The organism is Flavobacterium sp. Root901 (assembly GCF_001429765.1).
Classification (GTDB): Bacteria; Bacteroidota; Bacteroidia; order Flavobacteriales; family Flavobacteriaceae; genus Flavobacterium.
The window spans coordinates 410,959-424,490 of record NZ_LMJB01000001.1; the positions used below are offsets into that span (position 1 = coordinate 410,959).

At 33.7% G+C, this 13,532-nt stretch carries 8 protein-coding genes; all 8 read left to right on the top strand.

Annotation, left to right across the window (positions count from 1 at the left end; genetic code table 11):
* Positions 1-209: 209 nt before the first annotated feature.
* The 8 genes from truA (at position 210) to ASE21_RS01590 (ending at position 13,431) form a co-directional block, all read left to right on the top strand.
* Positions 210-944, top strand: coding sequence for a tRNA pseudouridine(38-40) synthase TruA (truA, locus tag ASE21_RS01555; RefSeq protein ID WP_057120797.1), 735 nt, complete (start codon positions 210-212; stop codon positions 942-944).
* Positions 945-995: 51 nt separating this feature from the next.
* A complete protein-coding gene (locus ASE21_RS01560; protein WP_057120798.1) occupies positions 996-2,750 on the top strand; it encodes an ABC transporter ATP-binding protein in 1,755 nt (584 codons plus the stop codon).
* A gap of 17 nt (positions 2,751-2,767) precedes the next feature.
* Positions 2,768-4,342 (top strand): histidine kinase, encoded by a 1,575-nt coding sequence (locus ASE21_RS01565; protein ID WP_057120799.1) that lies wholly within the window; start codon positions 2,768-2,770, stop codon positions 4,340-4,342.
* 86 nt (positions 4,343-4,428) lie between these two features.
* Positions 4,429-7,023: a zinc-dependent metalloprotease gene (locus ASE21_RS01570; RefSeq protein ID WP_057120800.1), complete on the top strand. Its 2,595-nt coding sequence runs from the start codon at positions 4,429-4,431 to the stop codon at positions 7,021-7,023.
* Positions 7,024-7,038: 15 nt separating this feature from the next.
* Positions 7,039-10,377, top strand: a complete 3,339-nt coding sequence (locus tag ASE21_RS01575) for a SusC/RagA family TonB-linked outer membrane protein (RefSeq protein WP_057120801.1) — start codon at positions 7,039-7,041, stop codon at positions 10,375-10,377.
* Between the two features lie 11 nt (positions 10,378-10,388).
* Positions 10,389-11,708, top strand: coding sequence for a RagB/SusD family nutrient uptake outer membrane protein (locus tag ASE21_RS01580; protein WP_057120802.1), 1,320 nt, complete (start codon positions 10,389-10,391; stop codon positions 11,706-11,708).
* A 149-nt stretch (positions 11,709-11,857) separates the two neighbouring features.
* Positions 11,858-12,622 (top strand): LytR/AlgR family response regulator transcription factor, encoded by a 765-nt coding sequence (locus ASE21_RS01585; protein ID WP_057120803.1) that lies wholly within the window; start codon positions 11,858-11,860, stop codon positions 12,620-12,622.
* A 224-nt stretch (positions 12,623-12,846) separates the two neighbouring features.
* Positions 12,847-13,431: an NUMOD4 domain-containing protein gene (locus ASE21_RS01590; protein ID WP_057121158.1), complete on the top strand. Its 585-nt coding sequence runs from the start codon at positions 12,847-12,849 to the stop codon at positions 13,429-13,431.
* Positions 13,432-13,532: the final 101 nt, after the last annotated feature.

Below are 13,532 nucleotides of genomic sequence, written 5' to 3' on the forward strand. Positions count from 1 at the left end.
TCTAAAGATTATACCTATATATAATAGCAAATTGCTAATCTGGGGTTAGATGCACTGCAGTGCATCTCTACAGAATATAAATGCTGTAAAACTTAGAACCTTAGTACCTCAGCATCTTTAAAAAAATCTTAGAACATCAGCATCTTAGAACCTTAGCAACTTTTAAAAAACCTTTGTACCTTTGCACCTCAAAACCTCTACACCCCACAATGAGATATTTTATCCATCTTGCTTATAACGGAACCCATTATCATGGCTGGCAGTTTCAGCCTAATGCATCTTCTGTTCAGGAAACTCTAAATAAATCACTTTCTGTTTTATTAAATTCTGAAATAAATGTGATGGGTGCCGGAAGGACAGATACAGGTGTTCATGCGGAGGAAATGTACGGTCATTTTGATTTAGAGAAATCAATTGATATTCCGGTTTTGGTGCATAAACTAAATTCGTATCTGCCAAAAGATATTGCGGTTTACAATCTTATTCAGGTACATGATGATGCACATTGCCGATTTGACGCTGTAAAAAGAACCTATGAATATCATATTAATACCATAAAAAATCCGTTCTTAGAAGAATTGAGCTGGTATGTAAATCAAAAGTTAGATATTGATTTAATGAACGAAGCGGCAAAAATTTTATTAAAGCATACCGATTTTCAATGTTTCTCTAAAGTAAATACAGATGTAAATACTTTTGACTGCACGATTTTTGAGGCTTATTGGAAACAGGAAAACAATAAATTAGTTTTTACAATTTCGGCCAATCGGTTTTTACGAAATATGGTGCGCGCAATCGTGGGAACTTTAATTAATATAGGTCTGCATAAAATTACGCTGGCAGATTTTGAAGATATTATTGCCAGCAAAAACAGAGAAAAGGCCGGATTTTCAGTTCCGGCACATGGTTTATATTTAACCAAAATTTATTACGATTACCTATAACTGTAAGTTGTATGTAATGGCTGTAGAAAGCCTAAAGTCAAAAAAAAATAAATGAAAGCAAAAGCATTTGATACCGATTTATTTAAACGAATTTTAAAATATACCAAACCTTATAAATGGCGTTACTACGGCGTTATTATTTTTGCGGTTTCGCTGTCGATATTTGCGGCACTAAGACCATATCTATTAAAGCAAACGGTTGATGGTTATATTAAAACACACGACAAAGCAGGTTTGTTATTGTATATTATTTTAATGGGAGCTGTACTTTTAATGGAAGTTTTCTCCCAGTTCTATTTTGTATATTGGGCAAACTGGCTGGGTCAGGATATTGTAAAAGACATTAGAAACAAACTTTTTAAACATATCTTAAGTTTTAGAATGAAATATTTTGATTTGGTTCCGGTTGGCCAATTGGTTACCAGATCAGTTTCAGATATTGAGTCAATAGCACGTATTTTCAGTCAGGGATTATTTATGATTATAAGTGATTTGATGAAAATGCTGGTCGTTTTGATTTTTATGTTTTATATGAACTGGAAACTTACCTGGATTGTAATAGTTGCCATGCCGGTTCTGGTATATATTACAAGAATTTTTCAGCGTAAAATGCAGGTTGCTTTTGAAGAAGTCAGAACACAGATCGCCAATATGAATTCATTTGTTCAGGAACGTGTTACGGGAATGAAAATCGTTCAGCTATTTAATCGTGAAAAAATTGAAGCAGAAAATTTCAGGATTATAAATGATAAACACAGAGTGGCCTGGATTAAAACCATTCTTTATAACTCAATCTTCTTCCCTATTGCCGATATAATTTCATCTATTACTTTGGGAATGGTTGTCGTTTTTGGCGGATTCAAAATCCTGAACGGCGATAATTTTACCACTTTTGGAGATTTGTTTTCTTATACTATGTTTATAGGAATGCTTTTTAATCCGCTGAGACAAATTGCAGATAAATTTAATGAGATGCAATTAGGGATGATCGCCGCCAATCGTGTTTTTGACATTATTGATACGCAGGATCATATTCAGGATACGGGAACCATTGAAGCTCCAGTTTTTAACGGAAGCATCGAATTTAAACAAGTACGTTTTAGTTATATTCCCGAAGAAGAAGTTATAAAAGGAATTGATTTATCTGTAGATTCCGGGCAAACGGTGGCAATTGTTGGATCAACCGGAGCGGGAAAATCTACGATTATTAATTTACTGAATCGCTTCTACGAAATTAACAGCGGCACTATCTGCATTGATGGTCAAAACATCGAAAATTACACGCTGGCTTCTTTAAGAAAACAAATTGCAGTTGTTTTACAGGATGTCTTTTTATTTGCAGATACTATTTACAATAACATTACGCTTCATAATCCTGAAATTACCCGCGAGCAGGTTCTGGAAGCTGCAAAGAAAATCGGCGTTCATGACTTTATTATGAGTCTTCCGGACAATTATGATTTTGATGTAAAAGAGCGCGGTGTTATGCTGTCATCCGGACAAAGACAGCTGATTGCTTTTTTACGTTCATATGTGAGTAATCCTAGTATTTTGATTTTGGATGAAGCAACTTCATCAATCGATACTTATTCTGAAGAACTGATTCAGCGCGCAACAGAAACTATTACAAAAGGAAGGACTTCTATTATTATTGCGCATCGTTTGGCCACAATCGTCAATGCCGATAAAATTGTGGTAATGGATAAAGGTTTAATTGTAGAACAAGGAACACATCAGGAACTATTAACAAAAACTGATGGCTATTATAAAAACTTATACGATTCTCAATTTTCGGTTGCGAATTAGATTAAACCTATACATTTTTGAAATTTAAATTAAAAAAAATAACATCACAGCGAGCATTCGTAATTTACGTAATCATCTCTATCCTTATTACCGTTTGTTCTGTTTATGTATTAAGTAATCTTATTACTGATCTTACCGAAAAAGCGAATGAAGATGAGGCGCGCCGTAACTTTGTTAAAAAACAGGAATTTATGTCGCAGGAGTTTTCTAAATTTCTGGAACATGAAAACCGAATAAAACATGTTTTAAAAATAAGCAAACCAGAAAATCTGGCTTCTAACTTACTTGTTTTGTCTTCGGTACAAAACACTAATTTATTAATCGCCGATAACTGGTTTCAGATTAACGACAATAAAATTCAGTTTGGGACAGATTCTATTTCTGATGCCGAAAAAAAAGATGTTGGAAATTTTATTCTCAAATACAAAAACACAGATCATATCAGCACTGTTTTTCTACAGGAAAAAAAATGGGTCTGGAGAATTTATTTTAAACTCATTTCAAAAAATACAATAGTCCGTTATGGTTATGACATCAATTTAAACAAACTGCACGACTATTTTTCTAAAGTAGATAAGTCTAATACGGCTACAAATTATGCCTTCATTTTTGATAAATCAGGAAGATGCATTTACCATCCGGAATCTGATTTTATAGGAAAAAATATTTATGAAATTTCTTCGACCCGTTCAATTGACACGATTTTTACAAAAAAGCAGGATTATGTAAAAAGAGTTACAATATCTGAATATTTAAAACTGGATGTTATCAGGTTTACAAAAAAATTAGACCTTAAAAATTCGCATTGGTTTATATGTGTTAATTTCCCAAAAAATGTTGCCGACGAAAATGTAACGCTGATAAAAAAATATTCAACCTGGATTTACTCGATTACAACTGTAATGTTATTATTGATTTTCTATTTATTTTCTTATGCCAACAGACGTGCCTACAGGGAAAAAGGAATAGCTATTAAGGAGAAAAACAGACTTTTGGTCGAAAATGAAAAAATAATCAAAGAGAAAGCGTTAATCCAGCTTCAGCATTTAAAAGAGCAGATTAATCCGCACTTTTTATTTAATTCGTTAAACTCACTTTATATGTTAGTGGGAAGCGATGTAAAAACGGCGCAGAAATTTACGCTGAACCTTTCCCGTATTTACCGCTATTTAATTGATCCGCCAGAAAAAAATATCGTTCCGTTGAAGGATGAATTATTATTTATAGAAAAATATATCTTTTTGCAGCAGACCCGTTTTAAGGAAGAATTAATCTTTTTCATAAAAATTGAAGATCAGGAAGCATTAGAAAAATTTATTCCCTATCTGGCATTTCAGGTAGTGGTCGAAAATGCTATTAAGCATAATATGGCGACACAGGAAAGTCCGTTAACAACAGAAATTCTGATTCAGAAAGATCAGGTGATTATTAGTAATAATCTTCAAAAAAAGGCCCACAGCGAGCCCAGCACTAATTTTGGGCTAAAATATCTGTCGAGCATTTATAATTTTTATTCCAGAACCAATTTAAAAGCCTCAGAAAAAGACGGTAATTTCGTATGTATTCTGCCATTAATATCCATTCACTCCTAAAAAAAAGCCTTTCACTCCTTTTTGTTTTTTTTCTGCACTATAATCCAATAGTTTCGATGAAAAATTAACTTAAACTTAACACCAAAATGAGGGAAAAGGCATTCCTGCATAATGTAAAATTACTTTGCTTACTAATTTTATTATTATTCATTCCTGTTACAGTTCTTTCACAAAAGAAAAAGAAAAAAGAAACAGAGACTGAAATCGTAAAAGATTCTACTGACTCCAAAAAAGGAAAAAAATATAATGACCTTGTAAAAAAGGGTACACTAAAAAAAGGACTGTTCAACATCATTCAGGTTAAAACCGATGTTTATTTTGAAATTCAGGACAGTTTATTTAAAAGAGAATTTCTGGTTGTAAACAAATTATCGCAGGTTCCTTTTCAGGTTAATGAAGCCGGACTTAATAAAGGAATGAATTATGAAAACAAAATCATTTCTTTTTATAAAGATACAATTGCAAAGAAAGTCTGGGTAAAATCATATGTTCCTAAAGTTTCTTCGCCAAAAGAAGATGCGATTACGGCCTCTGTAATTGATAATTTCTCTGAATCAATAATTGAAGTTTTTGATATCGAAACCAAAAACAACGATTCGAGCGCAGTTGTAATTAAAGTAAATAAGATTTTTGACGGAAAACAAAAAAGTTTCAATGATGTTTTGAGCAATATTGGCTTTGGAGGTTCTGTAAAATCTGATTTATCGTATATAGAAGGCTTAAAAGCTTTCCCAAAAAATATTGTAGTAAAATCGCAGCTGACAACTTCAGTCAGTGAAGGCGGGCCGGCATTATCGGTAACGCTTGGCGTAACAAGTAATATTATTTTATTGGATAAAACTCCAATGAAACCTCGTTTTTCTGACAACCGAATTGGTTTCTTCTCTGAAAAGCATTGGTATTTTGCCGATGCACAGCAGGCAATGCTTGAAAAAGAATTGATTACACGCTGGCGTTTAGAACCTAAGAAGGAAGATGAAGAACGATATTTGAAAGGTGAATTAGTAGAGCCGAAAAAACCAATCGTTTATTACATCGATCCGTCGACTCCAAAACAATGGAGAAAATATATCATTGATGGGGTACACGATTGGCAGGCAGCTTTTGAAAAAGCGGGTTTTAAAAATGCAATTATTGCAAAAGAACCTACTGAAAATGATTTAGATTTTGATATCGACGATGTACGTTATTCTGTTATCACTTATGCTGCATCTCCAAAATCAAACGCTATGGGACCGTCGGTTGTTGACCCAAGAAGCGGCGAGATTATTGAGGCAGATATTATCTGGTGGCATAATGTGATGACTTCTCTACAAAGCTGGATGCGCATTCAGACCGGGCCAATCGACCCGAAAGCGAGAGGAAACAAATTTAGCGATGAACATATGGGAGAAGCTATTCGTTTCGTATCGTCTCATGAAGTTGGACATACTTTTGGTTTAAAACACAATATGGGTTCTTCATTTGCTTATGATGTGGAGTCATTGAGATCGAAGGAGTTTACGGCAAAAATGGGCGGAACAGCTCCGTCAATTATGGACTACGCACGTTACAATTATGTAGCGCAGCCGGAAGATGATGTTACCGTTATTACTCCAAAAATTGGAGAATACGATAAATATGCTATAGAATGGGGTTACAGATGGTATTCGCCTAACGAAAACGAAACAGCAAAACTAAACGCCTTAATTACAAAACATCAGGATGACCCCATTTATTTTTATGGTGAACAGCAGGAAAATGTAATCGATCCTCGTTCGCAGTCTGAAGATTTAGGAAACGATGCGGTTAAAGCCAGTGAATATGGTTTGAAAAATTTAAAACGTGTTGTAGATAATATCCTAAACTGGACTTACGATAAAGATAAGTCTTATTATGAAACCGGTAAACTTTATATAGGAACTATCGGCCAATGGCAAATGTACAACCGACATGTAATGAACAATATTGGCGGTGTATATCTTAATTCGACTGTTCATGGAGATAATAAACAAAGTTATATTCCGGTTCCGGCAGCAATGCAGAAAAGAGCGGTTGATTATTTGACTAAAAATCTAATTACAATTCCGCAATGGTTGTTTTTTAATGACATTTTAGACAAAACAAATCCGTTGAAAGATTCGCCTCTTGGGCCTTACGAATATACGCCGTATACACTTTCAAGAGAATTACAGTACAGTATTATGTATGATTTATTGAGTGACGATCGTTTGCTTAGAATGACGGAAAATGAATTATACCAGCGAAATAAAATCGATGAAAAGGTTTTTACCGTAAATGATTTATTCCAAAAATTACATCAAAGTGTATTTGCAGGAACAATTCAAAACAAATCGCTGAGCATTTTAGAACGAATGACACAAAAAAATTATGTTGATGTTTTAATTGTTTCGACGAATAAATTGTTTGAAAAAACAGAACCAAAAAAGACAATTGAAATTCAGGAAACTTTAAATATGCCGCATTTATGCAGTTATTTAGATCATGAACATATGGCCAGAAATATCAACCAGTCATCTTTAAAAAGAGTTACAGAAGTAACCTCAGACAAAAAAGGCGAACTGAGCAAAGTGTTACAATTATTAAGAACAAAAAGAAGTACAGGAGATCAATCAACCCAAAACCATTACCGCGATTTGATACAACGAATCGACAAAGCCCTAAATAATACAACCTTTTAATACATAACCCAAAACATGAAAAAAATTCTACATGCCTTACTGCTGTTCCTGGCCATCGCAGGATACTCGCAGGAATCCCGAACTATTACAGGGATTATTCAAGATGAAGCTGACCTTTCGCCAATTCCTGGTGCGTCAATCTTCGTTGAGAACAATTCCATCTCAAACAAAACTGCCATGGCAGGTATTATTCAAAGTGAAGGAATCGGAACTACTACAGATTTCGATGGTAAGTTCACATTGAAAATTTCAAAAAATATTACTTCATTGAGAGTTACCTTCATGGGATACAAATCGTATACTCTTGAACTTTCTGCTCAAAAAAACTATACGATCAACTTAACATCTGAAACAGCAAAACTTCAGGAAGTTGTTGTAACAGGTTACCAAAAAATTGAGAAAAGAAAACTTACTGCTGCCGTTACGAAAATTGATATGGCGGCGATCCAGCAGACCGGGGTTTCCAGTATTGACCAATTATTGGTTGGACAAATTGCCGGGGTTGCGGTAAGTACACCATCGGGAGCACCTGGAGCACCAGCAAAAATCAGAATCAGGGGTACAGCTTCTCTTAATGGTACACAAGATCCTTTATGGGTTCTTGATGGGTTGCCATTAGAAGGAAATGAAGTTCCTAAAAACTATGACAAAGACAATATTGATGTATTAAATAACTATTCTATTGCAGGTTTAAACCCGGACGATATTAAAGATATTACGATTTTAAAAGATGCTGCTGCAACTGCAATTTACGGTGCGCGTGCTGCAAATGGTGTAATCGTTGTAACTACTAAAAAAGGACGTGCTGGTAAAATGGTAGTAAGTTTTAATACAAATACTTTTATCACGCAAAGACCTGAGTTTTCTAAATTAAACTTGATGAACGCAAATGAAAAAGTTGATTTTGAACTTGGTTTAGCAAGCCGTGCTGATTTAACTTACAGAGATTCTGGCGGAGATATTTCTCGTATCTTAAACGGATCAGGTGAATTGAATGCTTACAGAGCTGGCGGATTCTCTGCTTTAAGCCCTGCAACACAGCAATCTATTAACTCTTTAAGAGGAAACAATACAAACTGGGGCAACTTATTATACCAAACTGCAATCAACACGCAGCACGGTTTAAGTTTATCCGGAGGTGGAGAAAAATCGGATTACTATTTCTCTTTAGGATACTATGATGAAAAAGGGGCAACTATTGGAACTGGTTTCAAACGTTACAACTTAACATTAAAAAACAACTACCAAATAACTGATAAATTTAAAGTTGGTGTTGGAATTTTTGGTTCAGAAAATAAAACTACATCTTACTTAACAGATACAGATGCGTTTACAAACCCATCGAACTATTCAAGAAATGTAAACCCATATTTAACTCCATATAATGCAGATGGAAGTTACAAATATGACCCAGACATTACTGGTTATTCTGGTCGTTATGTTCCTTTTAATATTATCGAAGAAAGAAATAATACTTCTTACGATTTAAAAACCAGAGCTATTAAAGCTTTGTTAGATGCAGAATATAAACTTACTAATGACTTAAAAGTAACCTCTCAATTAGGTTTACAGTTAGACAATACTGCTAGTGAAAAATTTGCTGGAAAAGACACTTATTACACCAGAAAACAAAAAGAAAAATCACGTTATTTTACTAACGGAGCTTACAATTATTTCCTTCCTGAAGGTGGTATTATTCAAAACTCAAATACAGACTTTTTTCAGTATAACCTAAAAACAATGGTTAACTATAAAACTGAAATTGCGGAGAAACATGAAATTGAAGCAATGGTTGGTAATGAGTTAAGAAGAAACTATACAACATCTGTTGCAACAAAAGGATTTGGCTTTGATGAGAAAAACCTAACTACTCAGCAAATTGTTTTTCCTAATGCAGGCTGGGCTAAAGAAGCTGATTACAAACAATATGCTAAAAGTGAGAATGAAAATGCTTTTGCTTCTTTCTTCGCTACTGCTTCTTATACTTATAACAGAAAATACAGTGTATTTGGAAGTGTGAGATATGATGGTTCAGATTTATTTGGTGTAGATCCAAAATACAAATATTTACCACTTTGGTCAACATCTGCATCTTGGGCAGTATCTGAAGAAGATTTCTTAAAAGATAACTTAACACTTTCAAACTTAAGACTTCGTGCATCTTACGGTTTACAAGGAAATATTGACAAAAATACTTCTCCTTACGTAATGGGTACTATTGGAACAACTGTTATTCTACCAGGACAAAATGAGCAAATTATTACTGTTGACAGCCCGCCAAATGAAAAATTACGTTGGGAAAAAACAACTAATACTAACATTGGTGCTGATATAGGTTTATTTAACAATCGTATTAGCCTTGTAACGGATTTATACGGAAGAAAAAGTTCTGACTTAATTGGTTTAAGAGCGCTTCCTTTAGAAAATGGTTTTGAATATACTAACATGAACTGGGCACAAGTAACGAATAAAGGTTATGAAATTACGTTGTCTACTAAAAACATTGACCGTCCAAACTTTCAATGGAATACAAGTATTAACTTCTCTCATAACAAAAGTAACGTAGATCGTATACAAGTTCGTGATACTGATTACCTGCCAAACAGAGAAGGTCGTCCGGTAAATGCGGTATTTGGATTTAAAACAAACGGAATTGACGAAAACGGATATCCATTATTCATCAACAAAAAAGGAGAAACAGTAAACTCTCAGGCATTCTTTGGTTTATACGATCCGTTTGCTGACTTTTTCCCTGGAGAATTGGTGCAATCAAACTTATCAGCTGCTGAATTTAGAGATTTGTTTACATACTTAGGAGACAAAGATCCTAAATTTACAGGAGGTATTACCAATACATTCAAAGTAAGTAATTTTGATTTAACAATTGCAGCTTCTTTCAACATCAAACAAACGGTTACAAAAACGCCTCCATATAATGGAACAACTGTAGACAGAGGACAAAATTACAGCAGAGATATCTTAGATGCATGGTCGCCAACTAATACATCTTCTAATTTACCAGCAATTAATGGTAAAGATACCGGAACAGGAGATTCTTATATGCCATATTTATGGTATTCAGGAGGAAATCAAATCCCTACATATAATTATTTAGATACATGGGTTAGCGAAATGAGCTATATGAGATTAAGCAGTATGCGTTTAGGTTATACATTCCCTAAAGCGTTTACAGATCAAATTAACATTTCAAGCATCAGACTTAATGTTGAAGCTAGAAACTTATTCGTAATCAGTTCTGATTACAAAGGTTACTTTGACCCTGAAACTTTCGGAAACATTTATGCACAACCAGTTCCTAAGTCATTTACTTTAGGATGTAATGTAACTTTCTAATAAAATTAAAGATGAAAAAATTCTCAAAATATATACTACTTTTTGCTGCAGCACTTGCTGTAACAAGCTGTGATGATTATCTGGACATCCAACCTGTTGGTCGTGTTATTCCGGAAACATTAGAACAGTACCGCGCAGTTTTAACAAAAGGATACGATGTATATCCTGAGCACAAATCATTAACGGCAGTTCGTACAGACGAATTAACGATGAATGAATTTAGTGATGACGTAACCTACTATAGAGATGTTTACATTTGGAAAGATGCAAATCCGGATCGTATTACCACTACTTTTCAATATGCAGATTTATACAAAACTATTTTTTATACAAACGTAATTATCAACGAAGCGTCTAAAAAATTAGACGTATCTGAAGAAAGAAACCAATTAATTGGAGAAGCGTATGCATTAAGAGCAATGGCTTACTTCGATTTAATTAACCTTTTCGGAAAACCATATAATGCTGCAACAGCTGGTTCAGACAAAGGAGTTCCTTTGGCTTTAGAAATTGATTTAGAGCAGGCTTATGTTCCTCAAAGTGTACAAGTAATTTATAACCAAATTATTTCTGATACTCAGGAAGCTGAAAAATTCATCAACAAAGATTCTCAAACAAAAGGTCTTAACTACCGTTTCTCTAAAGTTGCTTTATACAGTTTAGAAAGCCGTATTTATTTATACCAGCAGCAGTGGCAAAAGTCTCTTGATGCTTCAAATAAAGCTTTAGCGATTAACAGCACTTTAATTGATTTAAAAGCTACGCCTGTTTTTGCTACAAAATACGATTCTAAAGAATCAATTTTAGCTCTTGAAGACGGTTTAATAAACAACTTAAAAGGAACTGTTTATGCTTCACCAGATTTAATTGCTGCTTATAGCAAAACAACTGATCTACGTTTTCCTCTTTACTTCTTAGCAAGCGGAAGCCGTTACAGAATACAAAAAGGTGGAAATATTGATCAAAAATGTTCTTTCAGAACTTCTGAGTTATACTTAACAAAAGCAGAAACTTCATTAAAATTGAACAATATTGCCGATGCTAAAACAACGGTTTTAAACTTCATCAAAAACAGATATACAGCAGCAGCTTATGTACAACTTGAAATTGAAGTTAATGCAATGAATGCTGCAGATTTAACAAATTTTATTTACGAAGAAAGACACCGTGAGTTTGCTGTTGAAGGACAGCGCTGGTTTGATTTGAGAAGAACATCTCAAAAACAAATCGTACACACATTTGATGGTGATAATTACACATTGATACAAAACGATCCGCGATATACGATTATTTACCCGGCAGACGCGAGATTAAACAATCCCAATCTATAATTACCTATTGTTTTTTTTAAAAAGGTCCAGTTTTTACAACTGGGCCTTTTTTGCTTTCAAAATGTTGTATAAAAACCGGAGACAATTATATTTGCAAAATTATTTAAGTATTATACTTAAAAATTAAACTTTTTTAATTTTATCTCAAGATGAAAATCGCCATTGTCGAAGACGAATATCTTGCTTCCAGTTATCTAAAATCAATTTTAGAACAGCAGGACATTTTACAGATTGCCGAAATTGCAGTTTTAAAATCTGTAAAGGAAGCTGTCGGCTTTTTTAAAGAAAACAATGTCGATTTAGCTTTTATGGACATTCATCTCGGCGACGGAAAAAGTCTTGAAATTTTTGAAAAAGCAGCAATCTCCTGCCCTGTTATTTTTGTCACGGCTTACGATTCATATGCAATTTCTGTTTTCAAACACTTTACAATCGATTATCTTTTAAAACCTTTTGAAGAACAGGAATTATTAGAAGCTCTGAGCAAATTCAAAAAAATAAAGGAAAGTTTTAATGCCGATGCAACCCTGCAGTCCTTAGTGGCAATTGAAAATCCGGAAACAAGTAAAATTCAGCGTCATTTTCTGGTAAATCATGGTTATAAATTAATTTCAGTCAACGAATCAGAAATCACGTATTTTGCCGCGTCGGGAAAACACCTTTTTATTTATGTAAAATCCGGTAACAGTCATTTGTACAACAGCACCATTACGGATATCATAAATAGTCTGGATCCTTTTATCTTTTTCAAAATAAACAGAAAATATATCGTAAACAGAAATACGATAAAAGAAGTTATAAAACATTCACATCAAAAAATCGAATTGATTCTGAATGTCCCTCCTATCGAAAATGATCCTATAATTATCAGTAAAAAAGAAATTAATAATTTCAAAAACTGGCTTGATCAATAACTTTTTAATCAAAAAATGTGAAAATTACGCTTTTGCAGAAAAATATAATTCTGCATAATCCACAATTTGAAGTTTTAAACTGACCAAATAAGTGTAAAAATCATTTTGAAAAGTTAAAATAGCGTTATAAGAATCATAAAATTGATATTATGTAACTTACAGTATAACTTTCTTCATTTCATAATTCTTTATCTTTGAGAGACAAAATTTAAATGAAAAAGAAAATGCCACATAATAGATTTTATCCTAACGAAGAATTCAAAGAAATAGAAATAAATGCATCATTACAACTTAAATACGCAATTTCAAACAGAGGAAGATTAATAAGTTTTACTGATAATATTGAAACCGGCCGAATCCTTAAAGGCGGTTTAAGCGATGGATATCCAACTTTTAGATTTAAAGTTAAAAAAGACGACAAAATCATCAACAAATATTTATTTCTTTACAAATTAGTTGCCCAATATTTTATTCCAAAAGAATCTGAAGACCAGACATATGTACTTCATCTTGATTATAATAGAAGTAATGACGATGTAAGCAATTTACGCTGGGCGACAAAACAGGAAATGATGGCGCACAGCCGCAAAAGTCCACGTGTAATTCAGGCAAAAAAGAACCTGATTGAACACAACCTTAAAGCAGACGGAAGAAAATTAACGACGACAAAAGTCATGTTAATCAAAAAGATATTAGCGAGACCGGAACAAAAAACGCGTCTTAAAATGATCGCCAAACAATTTGGGGTAAGCGAAATGCAGATCCGCAGAATTGCCAGCGGCGAAAACTGGGGACACGTAAAAGTTTAATTGTTAGTTTAAATCGTTTTTGTCAGGCTGAGCGAAACCGAAGCCGCACAAAGCTTTTTAATCTAACATTAGAATAAAAAAATACCACAAATTACAGGATT

Bases quoted from the DNA above. Each gene is read 5' to 3' on its own strand.
- ASE21_RS01560 (WP_057120798.1), top strand. From the start codon at position 996: ATGAAAGCAAAAGCATTTGATACCGATTTATTTAAACGAATTTTAAAA.
- ASE21_RS01590 (WP_057121158.1), top strand. From the start codon at position 12,847: ATGCCACATAATAGATTTTATCCTAACGAAGAATTCAAAGAAATAGAA.
- ASE21_RS01575 (WP_057120801.1), top strand. From the start codon at position 7,039: ATGAAAAAAATTCTACATGCCTTACTGCTGTTCCTGGCCATCGCAGGA.
- truA (WP_057120797.1), top strand. From the start codon at position 210: ATGAGATATTTTATCCATCTTGCTTATAACGGAACCCATTATCATGGC.
- ASE21_RS01580 (WP_057120802.1), top strand. From the start codon at position 10,389: ATGAAAAAATTCTCAAAATATATACTACTTTTTGCTGCAGCACTTGCT.
- ASE21_RS01585 (WP_057120803.1), top strand. From the start codon at position 11,858: ATGAAAATCGCCATTGTCGAAGACGAATATCTTGCTTCCAGTTATCTA.
- ASE21_RS01570 (WP_057120800.1), top strand. From the start codon at position 4,429: ATGAGGGAAAAGGCATTCCTGCATAATGTAAAATTACTTTGCTTACTA.